Genomic DNA, 23215 nt, shown 5'->3' with positions numbered 1-23215 from the left:
CCACTTGTTAATTTAAGTAAAAAAAAATAGTGACATCCATGCCACTATTTCGTCTCCACATATGGTAAGCCTGTTCGAAACAAGCCTTTTGTTTCCATGCCACCTAATCCTTTTTCTCCTGTCATCGTATTCTTTAAAACATCATATACATTGACCTTATCCATAAACGGCGTATAAGCGATCTTTGCAATGACATATACGGGGTCTAATGCATGAATATTAATGCGTTCCGGAGAACTAGCAAAATTTGCTCCAGCACGGATGATCGACTCAAAATGGGATTGACAGGCACCAGCAAAAATGATTAATTGATCTAGATTAGGCTCCCACATTCTTGCTTTTCTTACCGTTTCCACAAAGTATTTGGAGTTCCGATAGGCAGTTAGTTCCTTTTTTGCCCCTTTAGATTTGGAATAGGCATCATGTCCTGTTACTACTAAAATCTCTGGCTGTATCTTTCGGATAATAGTATCTATTTCTAAAGGAAGCTCATTTTCTTGAAGATAGACACCATGGACTTGCAATCCAAGTCTTTGATATAAATCAATGCATTTTTTTAAGTAGAGCCGGTCTCCATCGATATGGAGAACTTTAACAGGTAGCTGAAAGCGAGCAATATTACTAGGCTCATCCCGTTTATGTTTCATATCCTTCTTTTCTTTCATTAATTGGTAATCTTGACGGAACATACGATAAGAATATTCCTCTTTATCCTTCATCTCCTCTTGTCGCTCTCGTATATCATCCTCAGGTAGAACTCTAACATCTTCAATAGGAGCATCTGCTTCTAAACGTAAATCCTCACCATGGAGAATTACTGTATTCTCAACGATATTCTTAATACGAAAAACAATATCATGTTGATGGGAATATCTCGTTACTAGCATTCCAGTCATCAGTTTCACCAAATCACCAGCTTCCTTCAAAACATTGTATGTTATAGGCTATGATCATAAGTGATGTTTGGTGAAATGACATCATTAATTTTTACGGATATAACCCAAAAAATTCCTCCAGCGTTGTTTGTTGTTCATACACTTCTGTTGCAATTTCTTTTCCGACATATCTGACATGCCACGGCTCATAGCTATATCCTGTAATATCATCCTTGCCTTCTGGATATCGAATAATAAAGCCATATTCATGGGCATGTTCCTCTAACCACTGTCCTTCCTCCGTCTGGATAAAGCTTGGCTCAAGAACAGAAACTAAGGCTGCTGAGGCAACATCCATCGCAAGACCTGTTTGATGTTCACTTGTTCCAGGTCTTGCAGAATATTTATCCGCATGCTCCTGACCGTTTTGTGCCACATTGTTCTCATATATTGCTTTTTGTCTATCATAGGAACGATAGCCTGAAACCGCCACTAACTCTAAGCCATCAGCTTTAGCACCTTCAAATAACTTCTCCAAGGCCGTTGCAGCTATTTGACGTAATTGACGTTTTGGATCTCCTTCTTCTGCATAAAAAGAAACATTTGGTTCCACTAAATCTGTCGGCTCATACCCATCAGGCAACCTTCTCTGTTTATTTACAATTACTTCTACACTTTTTGGATTATCAACGATGAAAAGCCCATTCTCATCCACCTTGAGCTCTTCTTCATCTGAAACATTTTTATCTTCTGTAGTACTTGCTTCTTCTGCTTTATTTTGTTCCTCTTGCTGATCATTTTTTTCTTGATCAGAAGGGATTTCCTCCTGTTGGTTGTTTTCCACAGTAGGTGTTTCTTCTTTCTGGTCTTTATCTGTTGAATTCTCTTGTTGACATCCTACTAAAATGGTCCCCATTAGTAGCATAACGAAAAGCTTTTCCTTCATCAAATTTCTATCCTCTCTATTTTTTCACTTCTTCTACTATAACAAATATAATAAACCTCGTCACTCAATTACGGACGAGGTTTATCTCTATGCTTCCCATATATAACTTTTATAAGAATCGCTTAAGCGCTTAAATGATTCGATGTCCTGTTGATCAATAGCTTCATTTAATTTCTCTTCTAAGCGTGCTTTGTTCCAACTAAAACAAAGATCATCAAGCACTAACTGTGAAGCAAGCTTAATTTCAAATGGTATTTCTCTTTTGGCGATCAGCTTTTTATCACCGTTTTGTTGAAATGATTTTAAACGATAACTTACCTTCTGCTTTTTCATGGAGCACGCCTCCTTTAATTCTTTGTTACTAAGTAATTCCCTAAATAGAACGCCATTAAACCTCAAGAGATGCTGTGTATTTCAGTTCGTGAAATTTATCACCGATCATTGTTCTGTAAATCTAAACAATTAGGTAATACTAATCCGTAGAGAAAAGAGTAAGACTAGACATTACTTTCATACATTTGATAAGCTTATTATACCAAAAACCGAAAGTGCGGGGACGATTCATGAATCCATATGAAAAATATAAGAAGGCGGAAATAGGAGCATGGATAAGCATTGTTGCCTATTTATTGCTTGCTACGATAAAATTGATTGTTGCTCAAATTGGGAACTCTTCTGCTCTAAAAGCAGATGGACTAAATAACGCTACAGATATTATTGCATCTGTCGCTGTGTTAATTGGTTTAAGAATCTCTCGAAAACCTCCTGATGAAGATCACCATTATGGTCATTTTCGAGCAGAAATGATTGCATCTCTCCTTGCAGCATTTATTATGATGACAATCGGTTTACAAGTATTATATGATACAATCCGGTCAATTGTTATAGGTCATTACACAGAGCCTAATTTACTTACAGCTTGGGTTGCTATCGGCTCTGCAATCTTTATGTATCTCGTTTATTTGTACAACCTCCGGCTTGGCAAAAAAGTGAATAGTACGGCACTATTAGCAGCAGCACAAGACAATAAATCAGATGCTTTAGTCAGCATTGGTGCTTTTATTGGTATAATTGGTGCACAATTTCAACTATTTTGGCTTGATCCTTTAGCAGGCTCTATTGTGGGAATCATTATTTGTAAAACAGCTTGGGATATCTTCCGCGAAGCCACTCACACGTTGACAGATGGATTTCAGCCGGATGATCTTGAGGAAATTAAACAAGCGATCTATTCTCATTCTGAGGTTCTGGAAATTAAAGATGTGAAAGGAAGAATGCATGGAAATCAGGCTCTTATTGAAGCAACGATTTTTGTTGATCCTCAGCTTACGGTTGAGGCAAGTCATCGTATAACAGATCATCTAGAGGATATGCTTAAGCATAATCACAATGTGCCCCATACGCATATTCATATTGAGCCCTTTAAGAAATAGTGAGGATCCAGTGGGGTTATTCACCCCACTGAGATCGAAAGAACCACAACGGTGAGGATGCTCAACAGAACAACGAAAATAATATGTACCCTAAACCATGCTAATAATATGGCAGCAACTCCTGCAACTAACCCGACGAAAGGCTTATCAGGAATGACAGATAGAATTCCTGGAAAAATGAGAGCACCTAATGCGGCATAAGGGATTGCCTTTAACCATTTATTTACCCACTCAGGAAAATGAATAAGATCTACGATAAAAGCCGGGATTATCCTAGGAATTATCGTCACTAATGCCATCCCAATAATAATCACCCAAATCATACCTTATCCTCCTCCAGTATAAACACTCCCGCAAGACCACCAAGAATGGTGCCAACAACAATTCCCCATCCTTGTCCAATATACGGTGTGACTAAATAATTGATAAGCATTGCAACAACACTAATTACTGCAACACGTTTATATTTCCTAACTGAAGGAATTAATAGTCCAATGAACATCGCATAAAGTGCAACTCCCATACTTTGACTAAGCCTTTCTGGAATAACATCACCTAAAACTCCTCCTAATAATGATCCTATTACCCAAGATAAGTAGGAGGTTAGTATAATGGTTCCATAAAAGTAGGCTCCATATCTATGATCTACTTGCTTTTTGTAAATGGAGGAAACGGAAAAGGTTTCATCGGTTAGCCCAAGGACAAGAGGTAGCTTCCATTTTAAAGGATATTGCTTCATTTGATTGACAAAGGAAAGACTTAAAACAAAATGCCTAAAATTAAGAACAAAGGTTGCTACAATAATCTCTAAAGCACTTGCACCTAGGCCAATCATCCCAGCTCCCATAAATTGAGAAGCACCAGCATAAACAAGAATACTCATGCCAGTTAACTCAAATAGGCTCATACCTGCTTGTTTAGCAAGTACACCATACGCTATCGCTATTGGGATATAACCAATAACAATTGGGGAACCTGCTATAAAGCCATCCCTTATCTGTATTCTTTTTAGTGATCGCTTCTGTTTGTCCATTTTAGCTTTCAGTCAATTTCTCCTTCTTGGTCTGTTAAAATCAATGGACCATCATTAGTAATAACGATCGTATGTTCAAATTGCGCAGAACGACCTCCATCAATAGTTCGAGCTGTCCAATTATTATCATCCATTTTACTTTTCCAATCACCTTCATTAATCATTGGTTCGATTGTTACGACCATTCCTTCTTTTAGACGAGGGCCTTTTCCCGCTAGTCCATAGTGTGGAATATGTGGATCCTCATGAATTGTTCGACCAATTCCATGACCGGTAAAATCTCTAACGACTGAGTAACCTTCTCCTTCAGCATATTGCTGTATAGCATGGCCGATATCTCCAATACGATTTCCTGGCTGTGCTTGTTCTATCCCTTTGTACAAAGAATTTTTTGTTACATCTAATAATTTTTTGGTTTTATCGTCCGCTTCGCCAACAACATAAGTCCATGCAGAGTCGGCTAATCCACCTTTTAAATTCACTACCATATCAATTGTAACAATATCACCTTGTACTAGTTTTTCTTCCCGTGGAAATCCATGACAGATTTCATCATTCACAGACGCACAAGTAGCATAGGGATAGCCACTGTAGCCTTTTTGTTCTGGTGTTGCCCCATGTTCTGCAAGAAATTCCTCAACAAAATCATCAATTTCCTTTGTTGTTATTCCTGGCTTTATTCTTTTCGCGATTTCTTTATGGCACTTAGCAAGTAATTTTCCTGCATCGTGCATCATTTCTATTTCACGTTTACTTTTTCTTGTAATCATTTCAAACTTCCTTTCTACCGATACCAAAAACTTATATCATTCCTTAAACAGTTTATCATATTTTGCTAAGAAGTTGTGTACTGACCTCTTCACCTACAAAAAACTGGCGTGGAGCTTTTAGCCATGCCAGTTTTTTCTTTATTAAAGATAATATATAGATGAATAAAACGCAGGCTCCCGCTAAATTGCGAGAAGCCTTGTGTGAATAACCTTAGTATCCGCCGTAACCCCAAGAAGCACCGATAATGATCAATAGAATAAATAAGACAACGATTAGCGCGAAGCCTGAACCGTATCCTCCACATTGTTGTGCACCCATGATTCATCCCTCCTTTAATACTTACACTTATAACGTATGTAAAAAAGGGGAAAATGTCCTTCGTTTTTTAAAAAATGGGTTGTTACCTATACTCGGCTATAGGATGTCTTTTACACTTAAGTACTCTCCATTTTTGACCAATGTAGGATTCAATAGACGATCTACTAATACTTTTGCTACTTTACTTGTATCACGTAGATTGTTTTCGGTTTTATATGCTTTAAATTTCTCTACATCTATAAATTGGCTTTTATCAGCAGATCTAATCTCTCCCTGCATATCTGTATCCATGATGCTTGGATCAAAAAGGAATACTTTATTTTCTGTTTCTAACTCTTCTTGCTCTAATGCAACTGTTTTAGTATATCGATCGAGAGCTGCTTTCGTACTTCCATAAGCATTCCAACCATAAACGGATCGATTTGCTGCTCCAGAGGTTACATTAACGAGAATAAGTGGAAATGTTGTATTTCTCCAAGCATCGAGCCATATGTTAGTGACGATCATCGGTGATGCTAAATTGATATGAACATGATCTATAATTTGATCATTGTTCTGTTTACCAACCTGTTCAATCGGTGTCACAACTGCTGCATTTTGTACCAGTACTAACGATTCTAGCTCTTTATCTTGTAATGAATGAATGATTTGGTTAAAAGTAGCTTCTGTTGCTTTTAGATCTGACAAGTCTGTTTGATAATGCTGATAGCTCCCATGTGTTGATAATTGCTTCAACTCATCATTTTGACTACGTGCTAAACCAATCACATGATAAGAAGCTTCCATAAGCAATTTTGCAATAGAAGCACCTAATCCTTTAGACGTACCAGTAATGACCGCATATTTCATTAAACTCACCTCATTTTTTAGCAATATTTAACGCATGTGTTATTGCTTCAATAATATCAGATGCTTCCTCAATTCCTACAGAAATCCGCACTAAACCTTTTGTAATTCCTAACTCCTTTTGAGCAGCTTCAGGCAAGTTTCGGTGAGAGGTTCCGATTGGATAGGATACCGTTGTTTCCACCCCTGCTAATGTTGCGACAATTTTAATCCATGCTAATGATTGGAAAAAGGTATCAATATCAGCATTTTCTGCTAATTCTATTGTAACAATAGCACCATTTCCCTGTTCAGACACAAATGTAGGATAATAAACCCTTCTAACAGCTGGATGTTCCTCTAACGATTTTGCTAGTTTTTGGGCATTTTGTACATGACGTTCCATTCTTACCCCTAATGTCTTCATCCCTCTTACTGTTAACCATGCTTCAAACGGACTCAGGTTTGCTCCTAGGTTAACACACTTCTTTTGTGCGGAAGCTATTAAATTCTCGCTGCCAACCACAACACCAGCAGTAATATCACTATGCCCACCTAAATATTTCGTAGCACTATGGACAACTAAATCTACTCCTAATACATATGGTTGAACTAAGTAAGGTGTTGCAAATGTATTGTCTATCATTGTTTTCAGCTGATGTTTCTTTGCGATTTCGACAACTTTTTTAAGATTTTCCACACGTAATAACGGATTCGTAATGGATTCTGTATATAATAAGACAGTATTTGGCTGAATATGCTCTTCTATTTCTGCATCAAAGGATATGAAGCTAACCTCTATTCCGAATTCCGTCAATTCATTGGCAAGTAGCTCATAGGTACCTCCGTACAAATCATTGGATGCTAATACATGATCTCCTGATTTCACTACAGAAAGTAATCCCACAAGTATAGCCGATAATCCAGACGATGTTGCTATTCCACTCGGAGCACCCTCAAGCTTCGCAACTGCTTGACCGAGCTCATCTGTGTTAGGATTTCCAACACGTGTATATAAATAATCACGTTCCCCTGTATAAAAGTTTTCAATATCTTCTAAATCTTTAAATGTAAAAGCAGAGGTTTGATGAATTGGTGTAACCTTTGTTGGAATTCCGTCTCGTTTCATTGTAATATGTACAGATTTTGTATCAAATCCTTGTCCCATTCTCCTCTTCCTTTCTATTTGTCTATGTATTACTTTAACGCAATCTCAACCTATTTCCAAATAAGAAGATGTCAGAGAGCTACCTCTGACATCTCCTATCCTTATTGATCGCGTAACCATGCCACACACATTGTTCCATGACCTGTGTGTACACCTGCTACTGGTACTAATGTTTGTATTTGAATTTTCAATTCCTGATAGAGCTGTTCAAGCTCACTCTTCCATTGCTGGGCTTGGTCGATTACCCCACCATGTAGAATACATATTTCCTTTAATGAATAAGCATTCATCGCTTCATCTATTAAATGAAACATTTTCTTCTTTGCCCTTTTTTTTATTCTTACTTTGTCCTTGATGACCACCTTACCATTATCAAATCCAAGAATAACATGTATATTTAACAAGGAAGCAAATATGGATTGTGTAGTGGTTACTCTACCACTTTTACGCATTTGCTCAAAGCTTTGTGGCATTAAGTACATTTGAGCAAGCTTAGGCAAATCGCGAATCTTTTCAACAATTTGTTGAAAGCTCTTACCATTTCTGTGCATTTCCAGACCATTTTTAATCATTTTCCCTAAAGCAAAATCACCTATCTTAGAATCAATGACCTCCACTTCAAATCCGGTTAATTCAGATGCAGAAACAGAGCTTTGGTACGTGCCTGTTAGTTGACTTGAAGCATGGAGAGCAATACCGCAGTCATACTCTTTTTTAAGTTTTTCATATAATTCCACAAAATCACCAAAGGCTGGCTGACTTGTTTTCGCCCCGTCCCCATGCTTTTGTAAAAGCTGATAGAATTCCTCTTTCGTTAAGTCGACATCCTCACGATAGGTTTTCCCGTTTATAATAACATTAAGTGGAAGGATGTATATATTATGTTTCTCCGCGAATTCCTTTGATAAACCTGAAGAACTATCGGTAATCCATGCTATCTTTTTCATCTAACCGCCCCATTTTCTGCAATTATTTATTACCTTATATTTTATCGAACAATATATAAGAAGTAAAATTATTCGACAAATTATCACAGTATTAGTCTTTCACTATTTTTTATTTTGTATAAAGCAACTTAGATAATTTCGCTATGTTCGACTTTCTCCATTGTTAAAGGTGTAAAAAAAGCGAAGAGGTCTCCCTCTCCGCTTTTTTAGTGCGCTGCATGGCCTGATGTTAGAACCCAAATGGATCCAAATACAATAACAAGTGCTAAGAACACACTATAAACAATATTTACAATATTAATGACCCCTTCTTTACCTTCCGTTACGTGCATGAACATAAACAACTGAATTAATGCTTGGAAAATGGCAAATGCACCAATAATCCACAAGATCACCAAACTTGAGAAGTCTGTATAAAACTTAACAAAAACAGCAAGTAATGTTAGTGCAATCGACAGAAGAAACCCAATTAAAAGATTCCATGGAAAATGATTTGACTTTGCACTCATCTATATCACCATTCCTTTCAGATAGACGAATGTAAAAATAAAAATCCATACAACGTCTAAGAAGTGCCAATATAAACTTGCGATAAACAATTTACTGGAAGTCTTTTCAGTAATTCCACGGCGAACTAATTGCACTAGTAATAAACTAATCCAAATAATCCCGAAGGTTACGTGAGCACCATGAGTACCTAATAACGTGAATAATCCAGCAGTAAAACCACTCGTTTGAATGGTTGCACCTTCATGAATGAAATGAAGAAACTCATTAATTTCAAAATATAAGAATCCTGCACCCAATAATAAGGTCACAATCATCCAAGTGAGTAAGCCTTTTTTATCGTGATTTCGCATAGCGTGAATAGCAAGGCCTGAAGTGAAGCTACTAGTTAATAGTAAAAAAGTTTCGATCAAGACATCCTTTAAAACAAAAATGTCTTGACCTGCAGGACCAGCTGCTGTGTTATGCTCTAGAACGAAATAGGAAGCAAACAAGGTAGAGAATAGGACAATCTCAGCACCTAAAAATATCCAAAAGCCTAATATATTCATTTGACTCTGTTGTGATTTATATTCTAAAGGTGTTTCTGTGTGTGAGCTCATTTTAATTCACCCCTCCATTCTCGTTCTTCTTCCTCTAATTCCTCAACAGGTATATGATACCCATCATCGTAATCAAAACTATTCGCAATTAATCCAATAATAATCAATACACTTGATATAATCGCTAGCGTAAACCATTCAAATACTAGGAAAAATCCAACAATGCCAAATGCTACACCAAGGAAAACTGGAGTCCAACTATTACTTGGCATATGGACAGGCTTCAATTCAGATTTTTTCAGACCTAGCTTGCCTGATTTCTTCTTGTGCCAGAAATCATCTAAACGATCAACTTTTGGAACTACTGCGAAATTGTAGTGTGGCGCAGGTGATGCTGTTGACCATTCTAGCGTTCGAGCATTCCAAGGATCATTGCCTGCATCACGTTTCGCATAGCGGAAGCTCCAGTAAATGTTATAGCATAATGCTGCAAATCCTGCCGCCATAATCAGTGATCCTACTGCAGAGACTCCTAGCCATGCTCCCCAGCCAGTGCTTTCCGCATAGGTGTATAGACGACGAGACATACCATCTAATCCGACAAAGAACATTGGCATAAAGGTTAGGTTAAAGCCTATAACAAATAACCAGAAATGCCATTTTCCAATTTTTTCATTTAATTTAAATCCAAACATTTTTGGCCACCAGTAATATAGAGCTGCAAATACAGCAAATACGACACCTGGAATCAATACATAGTGGAAGTGTGCCACTAAGAACATGGTATTGTGATATTGGTAGTCAGCTGCTGCCATCGCAAGCATTACTCCAGTTACCCCACCGATTGTAAAACATGGAATAAAGGCCAAAGCCCAAAGCATCGACGTTGAAAATTCAATTCGACCTTTTCTTAAAGTAAATAGCCAGTTAAATATTTTTACTCCTGTCGGTATGGCAATCATCATGGTAGTTAAGGAGAAGATTGAGTTAACTGCCGCACTATTACCCATTGTATAGAAATGGTGTACCCATACGAGCATACTTAGAAATGCGATACCCGCAACGGCAAATACCATAGATTTATAGCCATATAAATTTTTACGTGCAAAAGTAGCAATAACCTCAGAGAACATACCGAAAGCTGGTAGCACAACAATATAAACTTCTGGGTGTCCCCATAACCAGAACAAGTTGAGCCATAGCATTGGATCTCCACCACTCGCCACAGTAAAGAAGTGTGTACCGAATAAACGGTCCATGGACATATATAGTAAAGCAACAGTGAAGATTGGGAATGCTGCCACGATAATGATGGATGTGATTAAACTAGTCCATACAAAGATAGGCATCTTCATCCAAGACATACCAGGTGCACGCATTTTTATAATTGTCACAACAAAGTTAATCCCTGACATCAATGTCCCAATACCGGCGATCTGAATGGCTATTGCATAATAGTTATTTCCGACGCCAGGAGTAAATTCCTTACCTGCTAGAGGAAAATAAGATGTCCATCCTGCATCTGGCGAACCGCCAATAACAAAGGATACGTTAAATAGCATCGCTGCAGCAAAGAATAGCCAAAAACTTAATGCGTTTAATTTAGGGAAAGCAACGTCTCGTGCTCCTATTTGTAATGGAACAACAACGTTCATAATCCCGATTAACATTGGCATTGCCATAAATAAAATCATGATCACACCATGTGTTGTGAAGATCTCATCATAGTGCTGTGCATCTAAAAAGTCTAACTCAGGTCTGGAGGTTTGAGCCTTCATTAATAGCCCATCAACTCCCCCTCTGAAAAACATTAAGACACCTGAGATAATGTACATAATTCCAATTTTTTTATGATCAACAGTTGTAAACCATTCATTCCACAACCATTTCCATCTCTTTAAATAAGTGATCAATGCTAAAAGCCCAATCATCGTTAAGCCAATTGCAATTTGAGATCCTAGTATTAATGGATCACCAGTTACAAAAAATTCATCTAAGGACATGTTCTTCACCACCTCTTTTAATGATTAGAGTGATCTTCCATATGGGAGGAATCACTATGTTGTTCGGACTGGTCGTTTTCTGATTGATGCTTAGATTCTATTTCAGGTTGACCATCTAATTCTTGCTCTTTTTCTTCTCCATGCTGAATCTCATAAAGTTCAGGATGAATATAATCGGCTGATCCGCCTTTAGCATGGTCTATCCAATCTAAATGAGTATTATTAAAGGTCATACGACCAACCACTCCAGGCTCTAACAACTCATCATATTGATCCTCTGTTAGTTTGTTTGCTGTTTTCTTCACATCATGAATCCATTCATTAAAGTCCTCTTTAGATTGTGCTTGGACTTCGAAATCCATATGGGCATAACCTCTACCATTGAAGTTAGTATTTCTACCATAAAAAGAGCCTTCTTGGTCTGCGACTAAGTAAAGGTTTGTTTGCATATTTGCCATGGTATATTTTTGGCCACCCAATTCAGGTACCCAGAAGGATTGCATCGTTCCAGCTGAGGTTAGTTTAAATTGCACTGGATGATCCTTCGGAATATTAATATAGTTCACTGTTTCAATATTTTGGTCTGGATAGCTAAATATCCATTTCCAGTCAGCTGAAGTTACATGGATAACCAGTGGTTCTTCCTCTTCATATCCTTGCGGGATATCTTCCACTTCATAGATCGTTTTTGTTGTAGGGATCATCAATGCAATAACGATCAATACAGGGATACCAAACCATATGATTTCTAAAATATGGTTCCCTTTCTCTTCTTTCGGTTCAAAATCTCCATCATTTGGTCTTGCCCGATATTTCCACACAATGACAGTGAACAAAATGAATACTACTGCTACTATAATGAGCATAAAAATAATAGAGAATATAATTAAATCTGATAAATTTCTAGCTACAGGTCCCTTCGGATCAAAAACTATTAATTTATTTTCACAACCAGCAAGTATTAGCGGTGTGACTAATAATAAAAATAGACCATAGACCTTTTTCAATGCCTTCATCTTATTACTCCCTCCATAAAGCATCTATACAAAACAAATCCAGTTCAGTAATGGGAATGATTACCCCTCTTTCTTCTCCATTGTTACATCTAAATATGATGAAATTATGATGAAAGAAAATTTGTCATAGAAAGTTCAATTTTGAACCAAAGAGGGAATAGAAAAGGAAGTGAAAGTGTTTTACGTAATGCACAAATAGGAAATAGTGAAAAAGATCACAGACATTGATAACATAACTTTTATGATTAGATGGTTAGCACTGTGATACAACAAATTGAAAAAGACTGGAACCTTTACTATTCCATCAAATTTCTATACTATTTTAATGAGGATTATTTTAGCTAAAGAGGGATAGACATGATAAAACCGACAGTTTTAATTGTAGATGACGAAAGGCAAATGCGAACAATGCTTAAGCTACATCTTCGCAATAAATATGAATGGATAGAAGCTTCCAATGGTAGGGAAGCCATTGATAAAATGAAAGAGAACGATGTAAGTATTGTGTTACTAGATATTATGATGCCGGAATTAGATGGGATGGAAGCATGTAAGAAGATGAAGGAAATGAGACCAGATGTACCTATCATCTTATTGACCGCATTAAATGATACATCACAAAAGGTAGAAGGGTTAAACATTGGTGCAGATGATTATATCGTCAAGCCATTTGAGCCAGAAGAGTTGATTGCACGTATGAAAGTACAGCTCAGACATTTTTCCCATACAAAGGAAAAGACGACGAATCAGCAGGTAAACTTTGCAGAATGGTCTATTGATCCTCAAGCTAGATCTGTGAAGGTAAAAGGAAATGAACTGAAGTATAGCCCAAAAGAATTCGATCTTCTATACTTGCTTGCCTCCCATCCAAATCGCGTATATACGAGGGAACAATTATTGGATATGATTTGGGGAATGGATGAGATTGTCGATATAAGAACAGTGGATTCACACGTTCGCTATGTGAGAGATAAATTAAAAAAAGCAGGACTTCCTTATCAGCCAATTCAAACTATTTGGGGAGTTGGTTATAAATTTATAACGGAGGATTCCAATGAGGTTAAATAGTGTGGTTTTTAAAATTGGTGCGACGATTTTATTTTTGCAATTAATCATTTTAATTCCATTTGGATATATTGTCTTACAGCTTATTCTAAATTATTCCATTAATCAAACAGAAACACAGCTTGTGCAATTATCGGAAAAATATGCTGGGGAAATTAATGAATTAGAAGATCCTGAAAATATTCAGTTATTAGAGCATTTAACAGAAATGACGAATACAAGTGCTGTCATTGTCGATCAAGATGGTAAAATTATTACAAAGGCAAATTGGCATGATGAATTAACGAATCAAATAGTAACAGACGATCAATTACAGCATCTTCATAAAGGCGAAACAGTTATTGAGGAGGTCTCCTTTAATGGTTCTACCTATTTAAAGGTCGGTCAACCGATTGTGAAAGAAAATAAAAATGAGGAAAATGCTAGTGTGATCTTATTCTCGTCCTTTGGTTTAATCAGTAATTCTATTCATAATATTATCATCCTCGTAATTTTAGCAAGTCTAGGTGCAATTGGTCTGGCAATAGGCTTTACTATCTTTATTTCCAAAAAAATTGGTGGTCCACTAATAGCTATGGAGAAAGTCGCAAAACAAATAGCGGAGAAAAAAGATTTCTCTCGAAAAGTAGACTATCAAGCAAATGATGAGATTGGATCACTCGCAACTGCCATCAATCATCTGTCACAAACTCTTGAGAGATATCAGACAAACAGAAATGAATTTTTTTCTAATATTACCCATGAGTTAAAAACACCATTAACCTACGTAAAGGGATATGCTAATGCAGTAAGACATGAAATGTACCAATCAGAAGAAGAAAAACAAGAGTTTCTTGAAATTATTGAAAATGAAGCAGACCATATTAGTAATTTAATGGATGATTTAACCGATTTATCCAAAATTGAAGAGGGTAAAATTGATTTAAACAAGGAAGCATTTAATCTCAATATGCTAGCAGAAGAAATGATGCGTCGTTCACAATTTAGAGCGAATCAAAAGGGTTTAAAGCTAAATGTCCATACACCGAATACCCCTCTTCACTTATATGCAGATAAGAATCGGATGGAGCAAATTTTTACTAATCTTATCGAAAATGCAGTCCGTTATACAGAAAAAGGAGAAATAAAAATAGAAGTAACCGATATAGGAAATCACATTCAGGTAAAAATTATCGATACAGGTATTGGAATAAAAAAACAAGATATTCCGTTCTTATTTGAACGGTTTTATCGAGTCGATAAATCTAGATCTAGAGCAAATGGTGGAACAGGTTTAGGACTTTCGATTGTGAAGAATCTTGTGGAAATGCACGAAGGAACAATTGACTTTGATAGTGAATTAAACAAAGGAACAACAGTTACATTAACATTCCCTAAATAAATAATCGATGGAGTTCTATGGTTAGCCCCCCCTACACTTATAATAATCCTATCATTGGGTAAAATCTTACTAATGTTGTTGTGAAGGGATTGGCAAGCATGGAACTCCAATTAATCGAAGTATATATTCCTACTGACCGGTTTGAGGCATTTGAAAAAGAGATTAAGGCATATGAATATATTGAAAAATGGCATCACCAAGTCTCTAAGCAAGTACAACTAGTGAAAATAGTCCTTAATAAAAAACAAACAGAGGAAATCCTTGATTTTCTTGAAGTGAATGATGATCAAACAAATGAATTGAAAGTAATTCTATACAACATCTCCACCTATTTACCCCGAATAAAACAAGAAGTTGCTCCAAATGAAAAGGAAGAAGAAAATAGAGAAATCGCTCGAGCGAGTAGGCACGAGTTATATAATGTAGTTCAATCTTCTAGTAGAATTAACTTGAATTACATTTGGTTGCTTATTTTATCAGCTATTGTAGCAACTGCAGGAATTGTCAAAGACAGTGCTGCTATTGTTATTGGTGCAATGGTGATTGCTCCCTTAATTGGACCATTTACTGCTATTGCATTTTCTTCCATCCTAGGAGATTATCAAATAATAAAAAAAGCTGTTACAACCGCGCTACTCGGTCTTGTAATTCCTATTAGTATTGCCATCTTATTTGGAGTCATCTTTCCATTACCAAGCCAAAGTAGAGAATTTCTAGCTCGAACGAATATTGAATTAATGGATATCGTTGTGGCCATTGCAGCAGGTGCCGCTGGCGCGTTGTCTTTTGCAAGAAGAGTATCGGAGGCGCTTGTAGGCGTTATGGTATCTGTGGCATTACTTCCCCCAGCTATTGTATTCGGGATGATGATTGGTTCTGCAGCGTTTGAAGAAGCTGTTACCCCTATTTTGTTATTACTAGTCAATATTAGTGCCATCTTACTTTCTGCTATTATTATTTTTTGGATTAGTGGAATCGAACCGAACAATTGGAGTGACCTTCAAGCTGCCTATACTTCTAAAAAATATGCACTGCTTTTTGTAAGTATTGTTATCCTCATCTTAGCTACTGTCATTTACTTTATAAATTTTTAATATCCATTGTAAAGAAAAATTTACAAAATATAGCCTTGTCGATTAATGTATCTATTAGTAGAATGAGAACTAACTATTTCATTTTAAGGAGGCTTTATGAAAAAAAATTTACAAAACTATCTTAATATTTTATGGATCGCGACAAGATTGGGATTCACCTCCTTTGGTGGGCCGATCGCACACCTCGGTTATTTTCACGAGGAATACGTGCGTCGTAAAAAATGGCTAGATGAAAAAAGCTATGCAGATTTAGTGGCACTATGCCAGTTCTTACCAGGACCAGCTAGTAGTCAAGTTGGTATTGGGATTGGAATGATACGTGGAGGTATCTTAGGTGGAATTTTTGCATTTATCGGATTTACTTTACCTTCCGTTATAGTCCTTATGTTATTCGCGCTTGCGCTCCATCAATTCTCTTTTTATGATGCAAGCTTTATTCACGGTTTAAAAATTGTGGCAGTTGCTGTAGTAGCACATGCTATTATGGGTATGGGGACGAAGCTAGCACCAGATCTTTCGAGAAAAGCCATTGCACTTATAGCGCTCATTATCATGGTTGCATGGCAATCCACTTTAACTCAGGTTGCTATTATTCTAATGGCAGCATTGATTGGTTTACTTTTTTTTAAGAAGAAGGATACAACCGAATCTACCTTTACTTCCTTAGTGTTATCCAAGAAAACAGGACTATTTAGTATTTTACTATTTTTTTTATTCTTGCTCATTCTCCCTATCTTTAGTCAATTAACGAATTGGCAGTGGTTAGCTATGTTCGATAGCTTTTATCGCTCAGGTGCATTAGTTTTTGGCGGCGGTCATGTTGTTTTACCACTACTTGAGCAAGAATTTGTACCTACAGGTTGGCTTACAGAACAAGAATTTCTTGCAGGATACGGAGCAGCCCAGGCAGTTCCTGGACCATTATTTACTTTTGCCGCTTATTTAGGGACTGTTATCAACGGGATTCCGGGAGGACTACTAGCTACATTTTCCATCTTTTTACCTGCATTCCTACTTATTATTGGGGCATTACCATTTTGGCATGCATTAAGGCATGTGAAGGCTATACAGGGTGCTTTAATTGCTGTTAATGCAGCGGTTGTCGGAATATTAATTGCAGCCTTCTATCAGCCTATTTGGACAAGTACCATCACCTCAGGTAAGGATTTTATTCTCGCCGTCATCTTGTTTAGCTTGTTAGCTTTCTGGAAATTGCCTTCATGGATAATTGTCATAATCGGACTAATCGGTGGCATACTATTACCATATCTACCCTTTTAGCAAATCTTATCATACTTATGAAAATGGTGTTGAAGATTTTAAACTTTTCTTGCACCATTTTTTATTAAGTATTATAATATGAATATATGTTCATATATTATATTATGGAGGTATTCTTATGGGACATTCACATGATCACGGTCATGGACACCACCATCATACGAATAATAAAAAAGCTTTAATGCTTAGCTTTTTTATCATTTTTGGTTATATGATCGTGGAAATAATTGGAGGATTATTAACGAATAGTCTTGCACTTTTATCTGATGCAGGACATATGTTCAGTGACGCATTTGCCTTAGGATTGAGTTTATTTGCATTTAAATTAAGTGAACGGATGGCAAGTCCATCTAAAACATTTGGCTATAAACGATTTGAGATAGTGGCAGCCTTTATCAATGGAATAACGCTTATTGCGATTTCTGTTTATATCTTTTGGGAGGCATATCATCGTTTCTTAGAACCTCCTACTGTTAGTCCGACAATGCTTTGGATCGCTATTGTTGGTTTTGTAGTCAATATTGTGGTTGCATTAATTTTGATGCTTAGTGGTGATACAGAAGATAACCTGAATATGAAAAGTGCTTTTCTACACGTATTAGGAGACCTTCTTGGATCTGTCGGAGCCATTGTAGCTGGAGTGCTAATTTTATTTTTTGATTGGTATTTAGCAGATCCTATAGCAAGTATTTTAGTAGCCATCCTCATTTTAATAAGTGGCTTTCGTGTGACAAAAGATTCCATTCACATCTTAATGGAAGGCACACCGATCAATGTTTCTTTTGAAAAGGTGGAAAATTCACTAGTAAAAATAGATGGTGTCATAAGTATTCATGATTTGCATCTTTGGACGATCACCTCTAATTTTCCTGCATTTAGCTGTCACATGATCGTTGAAAGGGAAGTCAACCGTGATGAACTATTGAAAAAAGCTTCGAAAATCTTACATGATCAGTTTGGAATTCACCACTCTACGATCCAGATAGAAGGTATTGACGCAAATATTGAGAACCATGAAGATAGCTGTAACTAAAGGAGGCAAACAGAGCAATGACTGAAAGCAAATATGAAGAACTTGATGAAGAAACGCTTTTCCTTGTGTCACAAACCTTTAAAGCACTTGCAGATCCAACTAGAATTCGTATTTTACATCTTTTATTTGAACAGGAGCTATCTGTTTCAAACATTGCTACTACCCTAGAACTAAATCAATCAAATGTTTCACACCAATTGCGCTTCTTAAAAAATTTACGTCTGGTTAAATATCGTCGCGATGGAAAAACAGTCTATTACTCTCAGGATGATGAGCATGTTATGAAGATATTACAGCAATCCATCGATCACGCCTGTCATCATTAAAGCTTTAATGCTTTGAATAAGGTTGTGGCAGTACTAAAGCCATCCAAAAGTTTAAATAAAAACATTTGGATGGCTACAATCTTTTAAACACACGTAAATGAATCAATACGTTCTAGATCTATACCAAAGTATATCCAATTAAATCCAGTCCATCGATAACCAGCTACTGATCGTCTCCCAACAAAAGTTGGATAAAACCAAAAGCCTTGGAAACGATTGAGCCAAATATACGTATATCGATATAAACAACCTCTTATTCCACCTGGATCAACCGCTTTTACTTGTGGTCCTCCTAATGCTTGTGGCTGCTGTGGGATCTGCTGAGGTGGTGGTCCTAATGGAGCTCCACCAGGTGCTGCTTGTGGTGGAGGTCCAGGAGGTGCTTGCCCTTGACCTGATCCTGGGAATCCAGGGAATCCCGGAAAGCCTCCGCCAGGAAAGAAAGGAAACTGCCGATCCTGATAAACCAAATTACCATGATGATCATATACTTCAGAGTGAGATGGATACATATATTCCACTATTATAACCTCCTATCTCTTACACTATATGATGTAAAACAAAATAGGCAATTTGTCCATCACAAGATTCTCGGTCAAGTCCATGGCAGTTCGATATAAAGATGGTGCTCTAACTCTTTTCCTTCCACAGTATAGCCTTTATCTATTTTCATCTTTCCAGCTGATAAACCATTGAATTTCGCATAATCATACATTGCTCCAAAGGTGTTAGCGATATTTTCTCGTTTACCATTGTGAAGATGATACAAATAGTTTTTCTCTGGTATCGTTATCCTTTTCATATCACTTGGAATTTGACTTTCTCCTTCCATTTCTACACAAATAAACTGAGTATAAACCCCGTTCTCTTCATAAAGACTAATATCCATCATTACATCCGTTTTTCTGTTTTCTATCTCTGGCAACCTTTTTTTAAAATGCTCCCATTTCAGTGGCATCTCACGATGAAGTCCTTCCCAATTACTTTCGACAGTGATTCCTATTGCATGAAATTCTGGTAATTTAATCTTTTCCATATGTTTACCTCCGTTTACATTAGCTTATTAGTTCTATTATTCGATAAACGGAGACATATTCCTGCTTGAAAAGCCGAGAAAGCTCATTATGGAAAATAGCAATATATAATTCTTCTAGGCTAAAATATTATAAATACTTCTTTACTACTTTTGTTTCATGACAGGAAAAAAGGCTATCCCTGCCCTCCATAACCGTTTCTAAATGAACATCCCGCCCCCAGAGCCGATAAATATAGGGAAGCGTCTTTTCCAAATATTTTATATCTAATTCCTGACCTTCAAAATGGTGTTTTAAATAAAGCTCCCCATTTCTTGAATAATCCCCATTTTCTACTGTAATATATGGAAAACCACCATTTAATCGATCAGAAATCAGCTGGTCTCTTACCTCCTCCCAATTTTTATCAACTATCTTGTATTGGTGGTTTTGTTTCTGGAATAAATATAAATCTTCACGATCGACTAAATCCTTGGTTAAATAGTTTCGCATAAAAGAGATATCAGACTCTATTTCACGAACTTCAAATATTTTCTCACGACCTGTACCTGGCTTTATTCCCATCTTCTTCATTTCTTCTGTTGGATTATTGTAACGCGATTCTATATCCTCTAGAATCCTCACCCCGAGATAATACGGATTAATATGAGTTTTGGAAGGCTGAACCACGCTCGCATTTAATGAAGCAAACTCAATTATTTCATCACTCGTTAAGTCTAGTTCTCTTAAAATCCTTTGGTGCCAGAAAGTGGCCCAACCTTCATTCATGATTTTCGTTTCGAGCTGTGGCCAAAAATAGAGCATTTCTTCCCTCATCATTGTTAAAATATCTCGCTGCCAATCGTCCAATTCCTTGCTATGTTCCTCAATAAATAACAATAAATCCTTCTCAGGTTCTGGTGGAAAGGGTTTTTTCCGCTTTGGTTGGTTTGACGATTTATTTTCGGTGTCTTTATCTAGCTCCCATAGATCATCATAAGCTGTGATTCTAGGCTTTTGTACATTCTCCTCTTGATCCTTTTCCCAATTCAGCTTTGCTTTTAGCAATGTTGGATCAATATGCTCCTGAATGGCAAGTACTGCATCTAAAAATTGTTCCACTTCCTTAATTCCGTATTGTTTTTCATATCCATTAACCCTTTCAGCAGTTGCAGCCATGCTCTCCACCATATCCCGTTTCGTATTTTGGAAGCGAATATTATTTTTGAAAAAGTCACAGTGGGCCAACACATGTGCAACAATTAATTTATTTTGGATTAGTGAATTGGAATTTAATAAAAAAGCATAACAAGGGTTCGAATTAATGACAAGCTCATATATTTTACTCAAACCGAGATCGTATTGAAGCTTCATCCGATGGAACTGCTTACCAAAACTCCAATGGGAAAATCGGGTTGGCATCCCATATGCCCCAAAAGTATAGAGTATTTCTGGTGGACAAATTTCATACCTCATCGGATAAAAATCTAGGCCAAATTCTTCGGCTACTTCTGTAATTTCACTGATAGCCGCTTCTAACTGCTTTTTTTCCTCACTCTTCAAAGCATCTACACCCCCAACTAACGATTGTTATAGTATATGAAAGAATGCTAAAAAAAGGACATCTGATTCCAGATGTCCTTGATCTACTATATATTTTTATTACAACACTACCTATTAGTCTGGGACGTACGAGCTTCTGCTGATGGAAATCTCTCTTAATGTCAATTATTAGTGTATTAATCCTAATCTTAAGCTAATTTACCAAATTTATCTTTGCATTTACCATTTGTTAAGCTGTAGCCTTTAATATGAAAGCCTTTATTTTTCAAAAAGCGAATGGCTACATTTTTTTCAAGATGATCAGATGCAATGATATGAAGAGAACGTCGTGGTATTTCCTGATAATACCGATGCAAATAAGGCACAGGCATGACCACTGCATCATGAATCTTGTCATTGGAAGCCTGCTGATAATCACGAATATCCAATAATACATTCTCCATCGAATCTTCCTTATGAAAATCAAGGCAAGGAATTCCTTTTATTGGAACATATCTAACGTATAACCATTGAACGATCAAAGCCAATATAGCCAATCCAATAATTGCTGTTATCAGCATTTTCTTATTCCTCCAAATTCATAGAAGAGCTTAGATTTTAACAAAACATAAGACATTACATATCGTATAAATTTACTGTTAAATTGTCAAGCTTTTCCTTTTTTGAAAATTTTATTGGCTTACTTTTTCCCAATATGTTGCGATGGTTTGCATACCCTTCTCAAAATGATCTACAGGAAAGCTTTCATTTGGAGAATGCAAGCGATCTTCTGGTGTTCCAAACCCTAGTAATACAACAGGAATATGATAAATACTATCAAGCCATTCAACTACAGGAATGGAACCACCCATTCGAACATAAACTGCTTCTTTTCCAAACGTCTCCTCGAAGCTTTCTGCTGCCTTTTTCATTAATGGATGATTAGGATCGACTCGATATGCCTTTGCAGATAGAGGTTCTTTTTTTATTTCTGCTGTAACTCCTTCTGGTAGATGATTCTCTATATGCTTAATGAGTAAATCCTGAATTTCCTGAGGTTCTTGTCCTGGTACTAAACGACAAGTCAATTTAGCGGTTGCGGTTGCTGGAATAATAGTTTTCGTACCTTCTCCCTGATATCCACTATATAATCCATTGATCTCCAGTGTTGGTCGGGCCATTGTATGTTCTTTTGCCGTAAATCCTTTTTCAGAAACCGTTCCGCTTGCTCCAGTCGTTGTAGCATAATCTTCACTAGGCGCTTGCGCCATGAGTTCCCTTTCCTCTTCTGTTAATTCTTCTACTTGATCGTAAAATCCATTTACCAATACGACTTCCTCTAAGTTCTTCATTGATGCTAAGACATGAGCCATCGCCATCGCTGGATTCCTTATTGCTCCACCATACATACCGGAATGCAAATCACTATCAGGTCCCTTTATCGTAAACTCAAGACCCGTAAATCCTTTTAATCCATAAAGAATAGTCGGTTGATCATTGTCCACCATGCCAGAATCAGAAATAACAGCAAAATCTGCTTGGAACTGGTCTTTTTTTTCATTTAACCGTTCATAAAGGTTCGCACTTCCAATCTCTTCTTCCCCTTCAATGCAGATCTTTACATTGATAGGTAGCCTTTCTTTTGTTTGAAGATAGGCTTTAAATACTGCTAAATGCATAAAGACTTGCCCTTTATCATCACTTGCACCGCGAGCGTAAATTCTCCCATCTCTAATTTCTGGAGAAAATGGTTCACTTTTCCACTCATGAAGAGGCTCAGCAGGCTGTACATCATAATGACCATAGAACAAGACAGTTGGCGCATTATCACTTGCTTCTAACCATTCTGCATATACTAACGGATGTCCTTTTGTTTCTTGAATCTCCACTTGATTAAATCCTGCTTCTTTTAAATAGCCTGCAACAAATGTTGCTGCATCCTTCACATCTTTTTTATATGTCGAATCTGTACTTACACTTGGAATTTTTAAGAACTTTAATAATTGATCGAGATTTTCTTGTTGATGTTCATTCAAATACTTGATGACTTGTTCATCCAATCTACTCAATCCCTTCCTTTTCTATCCATTTCATAG

Annotated in this window: 26 protein-coding genes; 7 read left to right on the top strand and 19 right to left on the bottom strand. The window is 36.9% G+C overall.

Annotation, left to right across the window (positions count from 1 at the left end; genetic code table 11):
• Positions 1 to 44 precede the first annotated feature (44 nt).
• The 3 genes from yabG to ACZ5N5_RS11305 form a co-directional block, all read right to left on the bottom strand.
• Entirely contained in the window at positions 45 to 905 is an 861-nt protein-coding gene (gene yabG / locus ACZ5N5_RS11315) for a sporulation peptidase YabG (protein WP_109985657.1), read from the bottom strand.
• Between the two features lie 82 nt (positions 906 to 987).
• A complete protein-coding gene (locus tag ACZ5N5_RS11310) occupies positions 988 to 1821 on the bottom strand; it encodes a M15 family metallopeptidase (protein ID WP_464372510.1) in 834 nt (277 codons plus the stop codon).
• 87 nt (positions 1822 to 1908) lie between these two features.
• Positions 1909 to 2154 carry a hypothetical protein gene (locus ACZ5N5_RS11305; protein WP_054788506.1) on the bottom strand — a complete coding sequence of 82 codons (246 nt, stop codon included), beginning with the start codon at positions 2152 to 2154 and terminating at the stop codon, positions 1909 to 1911.
• A 230-nt stretch (positions 2155 to 2384) separates the two neighbouring features.
• On the opposite strand from ACZ5N5_RS11305, the gene ACZ5N5_RS11300 reads away from it, so the two are divergent.
• Entirely contained in the window at positions 2385 to 3254 is an 870-nt protein-coding gene (locus ACZ5N5_RS11300; RefSeq protein ID WP_109985522.1) for a cation diffusion facilitator family transporter, read from the top strand.
• 20 nt (positions 3255 to 3274) lie between these two features.
• Here ACZ5N5_RS11300 and ACZ5N5_RS11295 read toward each other — a convergent pair whose 3' ends face one another.
• From ACZ5N5_RS11295 to qoxA, 11 genes are all read right to left on the bottom strand, one after another.
• The gene (locus tag ACZ5N5_RS11295) at positions 3275 to 3577 is read right to left on the bottom strand and encodes an AzlD domain-containing protein (protein WP_054788507.1); all 303 of its coding nucleotides are present in this window, start codon (positions 3575 to 3577) and stop codon (positions 3275 to 3277) included.
• A complete protein-coding gene (locus ACZ5N5_RS11290; protein ID WP_054788508.1) occupies positions 3574 to 4287 on the bottom strand; it encodes an AzlC family ABC transporter permease in 714 nt (237 codons plus the stop codon). The genes ACZ5N5_RS11295 and ACZ5N5_RS11290 overlap by 4 nt, the downstream gene beginning before the upstream one ends.
• 8 nt (positions 4288 to 4295) lie before the next feature.
• Positions 4296 to 5057: a type I methionyl aminopeptidase gene (gene map / locus ACZ5N5_RS11285; RefSeq protein ID WP_277678127.1), complete on the bottom strand. Its 762-nt coding sequence runs from the start codon at positions 5055 to 5057 to the stop codon at positions 4296 to 4298.
• 211 nt (positions 5058 to 5268) lie between these two features.
• Entirely contained in the window at positions 5269 to 5376 is a 108-nt protein-coding gene (locus tag ACZ5N5_RS11280) for a YjcZ family sporulation protein (protein WP_109985525.1), read from the bottom strand.
• Positions 5377 to 5472: 96 nt separating this feature from the next.
• Positions 5473 to 6225: a (S)-benzoin forming benzil reductase gene (locus tag ACZ5N5_RS11275; RefSeq protein WP_054788509.1), complete on the bottom strand. Its 753-nt coding sequence runs from the start codon at positions 6223 to 6225 to the stop codon at positions 5473 to 5475.
• 10 nt (positions 6226 to 6235) lie between these two features.
• The gene (locus tag ACZ5N5_RS11270) at positions 6236 to 7369 is read right to left on the bottom strand and encodes a trans-sulfuration enzyme family protein (protein ID WP_464372509.1); all 1134 of its coding nucleotides are present in this window, start codon (positions 7367 to 7369) and stop codon (positions 6236 to 6238) included.
• Positions 7370 to 7470: 101 nt separating this feature from the next.
• Complete coding sequence (locus ACZ5N5_RS11265) at positions 7471 to 8316, bottom strand: DegV family protein (protein WP_277678129.1); 846 nt, start codon at positions 8314 to 8316, stop codon at positions 7471 to 7473.
• Positions 8317 to 8522: 206 nt separating this feature from the next.
• Entirely contained in the window at positions 8523 to 8825 is a 303-nt protein-coding gene (gene qoxD / locus ACZ5N5_RS11260) for a cytochrome aa3 quinol oxidase subunit IV (RefSeq protein WP_054788510.1), read from the bottom strand.
• Positions 8826 to 9425, bottom strand: coding sequence for a cytochrome aa3 quinol oxidase subunit III (qoxC, locus tag ACZ5N5_RS11255; RefSeq protein ID WP_464372508.1), 600 nt, complete (start codon positions 9423 to 9425; stop codon positions 8826 to 8828).
• Positions 9422 to 11368, bottom strand: coding sequence for a cytochrome aa3 quinol oxidase subunit I (gene qoxB, locus ACZ5N5_RS11250; RefSeq protein WP_464372507.1), 1947 nt, complete (start codon positions 11366 to 11368; stop codon positions 9422 to 9424). The genes qoxC and qoxB overlap by 4 nt, the downstream gene beginning before the upstream one ends.
• 17 nt (positions 11369 to 11385) lie before the next feature.
• Entirely contained in the window at positions 11386 to 12384 is a 999-nt protein-coding gene (qoxA, locus tag ACZ5N5_RS11245; RefSeq protein ID WP_109985530.1) for a cytochrome aa3 quinol oxidase subunit II, read from the bottom strand.
• A 357-nt stretch (positions 12385 to 12741) separates the two neighbouring features.
• Here qoxA and ACZ5N5_RS11240 point away from each other — a divergent pair, with 357 nt between their 5' ends.
• The 6 genes from ACZ5N5_RS11240 to ACZ5N5_RS11215 all read left to right on the top strand — a co-directional run bounded on the left by ACZ5N5_RS11240 (position 12742) and on the right by ACZ5N5_RS11215 (position 18564).
• A complete protein-coding gene (locus ACZ5N5_RS11240; protein ID WP_109985531.1) occupies positions 12742 to 13452 on the top strand; it encodes a response regulator transcription factor in 711 nt (236 codons plus the stop codon).
• Entirely contained in the window at positions 13439 to 14830 is a 1392-nt protein-coding gene (locus ACZ5N5_RS11235; RefSeq protein ID WP_277678132.1) for a sensor histidine kinase, read from the top strand. The genes ACZ5N5_RS11240 and ACZ5N5_RS11235 overlap by 14 nt, the downstream gene beginning before the upstream one ends.
• 98 nt (positions 14831 to 14928) lie before the next feature.
• A complete protein-coding gene (locus ACZ5N5_RS11230; RefSeq protein WP_109985533.1) occupies positions 14929 to 15924 on the top strand; it encodes a TIGR00341 family protein in 996 nt (331 codons plus the stop codon).
• A 96-nt stretch (positions 15925 to 16020) separates the two neighbouring features.
• The gene (gene chrA, locus ACZ5N5_RS11225) at positions 16021 to 17205 is read left to right on the top strand and encodes a chromate efflux transporter (protein ID WP_464372506.1); all 1185 of its coding nucleotides are present in this window, start codon (positions 16021 to 16023) and stop codon (positions 17203 to 17205) included.
• Positions 17206 to 17323: 118 nt separating this feature from the next.
• The gene (locus tag ACZ5N5_RS11220; protein WP_054861359.1) at positions 17324 to 18238 is read left to right on the top strand and encodes a cation diffusion facilitator family transporter; all 915 of its coding nucleotides are present in this window, start codon (positions 17324 to 17326) and stop codon (positions 18236 to 18238) included.
• Between the two features lie 17 nt (positions 18239 to 18255).
• Entirely contained in the window at positions 18256 to 18564 is a 309-nt protein-coding gene (locus ACZ5N5_RS11215; RefSeq protein ID WP_054788511.1) for an ArsR/SmtB family transcription factor, read from the top strand.
• Positions 18565 to 18647: 83 nt separating this feature from the next.
• Here the strand turns inward: ACZ5N5_RS11215 and ACZ5N5_RS11210 are convergent, their stop codons facing one another.
• The 5 genes from ACZ5N5_RS11210 to ACZ5N5_RS11190 form a co-directional block, all read right to left on the bottom strand.
• On the bottom strand, positions 18648 to 19076 hold the full coding sequence (locus ACZ5N5_RS11210; protein ID WP_181397674.1) for a hypothetical protein: 429 nt from the start codon (positions 19074 to 19076) through the stop codon (positions 18648 to 18650).
• Positions 19077 to 19159: 83 nt separating this feature from the next.
• On the bottom strand, positions 19160 to 19600 hold the full coding sequence (locus ACZ5N5_RS11205) for a GyrI-like domain-containing protein (RefSeq protein ID WP_109985536.1): 441 nt from the start codon (positions 19598 to 19600) through the stop codon (positions 19160 to 19162).
• Between the two features lie 127 nt (positions 19601 to 19727).
• Positions 19728 to 21140: a SpoVR family protein gene (locus tag ACZ5N5_RS11200; protein ID WP_464368279.1), complete on the bottom strand. Its 1413-nt coding sequence runs from the start codon at positions 21138 to 21140 to the stop codon at positions 19728 to 19730.
• Positions 21141 to 21328: 188 nt separating this feature from the next.
• Entirely contained in the window at positions 21329 to 21700 is a 372-nt protein-coding gene (locus ACZ5N5_RS11195) for a rhodanese-like domain-containing protein (RefSeq protein WP_054861362.1), read from the bottom strand.
• 111 nt (positions 21701 to 21811) lie between these two features.
• Positions 21812 to 23179 carry a dipeptidase gene (locus ACZ5N5_RS11190; protein WP_464373780.1) on the bottom strand — a complete coding sequence of 456 codons (1368 nt, stop codon included), beginning with the start codon at positions 23177 to 23179 and terminating at the stop codon, positions 21812 to 21814.
• Positions 23180 to 23215 lie beyond the last annotated feature (36 nt).

Source organism: Gracilibacillus sp. JCM 18966, assembly GCF_055392695.1.
This window is presented reverse-complemented; position numbering and strand designations above follow the sequence as displayed.

What these genes read in the sequence shown, in the direction of transcription:
- map (WP_277678127.1), bottom strand. Translation starts at nt 5,057, where the DNA reads ATGATTACAAGAAAAAGTAAACGTGAAATAGAAATGATGCACGATGCA.
- ACZ5N5_RS11220 (WP_054861359.1), top strand. Translation starts at nt 17,324, where the DNA reads ATGGGACATTCACATGATCACGGTCATGGACACCACCATCATACGAAT.
- qoxC (WP_464372508.1), bottom strand. Translation starts at nt 9,425, where the DNA reads ATGAGCTCACACACAGAAACACCTTTAGAATATAAATCACAACAGAGT.
- ACZ5N5_RS11215 (WP_054788511.1), top strand. Translation starts at nt 18,256, where the DNA reads ATGACTGAAAGCAAATATGAAGAACTTGATGAAGAAACGCTTTTCCTT.
- ACZ5N5_RS11310 (WP_464372510.1), bottom strand. Translation starts at nt 1,821, where the DNA reads ATGAAGGAAAAGCTTTTCGTTATGCTACTAATGGGGACCATTTTAGTA.
- ACZ5N5_RS11295 (WP_054788507.1), bottom strand. Translation starts at nt 3,577, where the DNA reads ATGATTTGGGTGATTATTATTGGGATGGCATTAGTGACGATAATTCCT.
- ACZ5N5_RS11265 (WP_277678129.1), bottom strand. Translation starts at nt 8,316, where the DNA reads ATGAAAAAGATAGCATGGATTACCGATAGTTCTTCAGGTTTATCAAAG.
- qoxB (WP_464372507.1), bottom strand. Translation starts at nt 11,368, where the DNA reads ATGTCCTTAGATGAATTTTTTGTAACTGGTGATCCATTAATACTAGGA.
- qoxD (WP_054788510.1), bottom strand. Translation starts at nt 8,825, where the DNA reads ATGAGTGCAAAGTCAAATCATTTTCCATGGAATCTTTTAATTGGGTTT.
- ACZ5N5_RS11305 (WP_054788506.1), bottom strand. Translation starts at nt 2,154, where the DNA reads ATGAAAAAGCAGAAGGTAAGTTATCGTTTAAAATCATTTCAACAAAAC.
- ACZ5N5_RS11270 (WP_464372509.1), bottom strand. Translation starts at nt 7,369, where the DNA reads ATGGGACAAGGATTTGATACAAAATCTGTACATATTACAATGAAACGA.
- ACZ5N5_RS11300 (WP_109985522.1), top strand. Translation starts at nt 2,385, where the DNA reads ATGAATCCATATGAAAAATATAAGAAGGCGGAAATAGGAGCATGGATA.
- ACZ5N5_RS11230 (WP_109985533.1), top strand. Translation starts at nt 14,929, where the DNA reads ATGGAACTCCAATTAATCGAAGTATATATTCCTACTGACCGGTTTGAG.
- ACZ5N5_RS11235 (WP_277678132.1), top strand. Translation starts at nt 13,439, where the DNA reads ATGAGGTTAAATAGTGTGGTTTTTAAAATTGGTGCGACGATTTTATTT.
- ACZ5N5_RS11210 (WP_181397674.1), bottom strand. Translation starts at nt 19,076, where the DNA reads ATGTATCCATCTCACTCTGAAGTATATGATCATCATGGTAATTTGGTT.
- chrA (WP_464372506.1), top strand. Translation starts at nt 16,021, where the DNA reads ATGAAAAAAAATTTACAAAACTATCTTAATATTTTATGGATCGCGACA.
- ACZ5N5_RS11275 (WP_054788509.1), bottom strand. Translation starts at nt 6,225, where the DNA reads ATGAAATATGCGGTCATTACTGGTACGTCTAAAGGATTAGGTGCTTCT.
- ACZ5N5_RS11195 (WP_054861362.1), bottom strand. Translation starts at nt 21,700, where the DNA reads ATGCTGATAACAGCAATTATTGGATTGGCTATATTGGCTTTGATCGTT.
- ACZ5N5_RS11280 (WP_109985525.1), bottom strand. Translation starts at nt 5,376, where the DNA reads ATGGGTGCACAACAATGTGGAGGATACGGTTCAGGCTTCGCGCTAATC.
- ACZ5N5_RS11205 (WP_109985536.1), bottom strand. Translation starts at nt 19,600, where the DNA reads ATGGAAAAGATTAAATTACCAGAATTTCATGCAATAGGAATCACTGTC.
- ACZ5N5_RS11240 (WP_109985531.1), top strand. Translation starts at nt 12,742, where the DNA reads ATGATAAAACCGACAGTTTTAATTGTAGATGACGAAAGGCAAATGCGA.
- ACZ5N5_RS11290 (WP_054788508.1), bottom strand. Translation starts at nt 4,287, where the DNA reads ATGGACAAACAGAAGCGATCACTAAAAAGAATACAGATAAGGGATGGC.
- qoxA (WP_109985530.1), bottom strand. Translation starts at nt 12,384, where the DNA reads ATGAAGGCATTGAAAAAGGTCTATGGTCTATTTTTATTATTAGTCACA.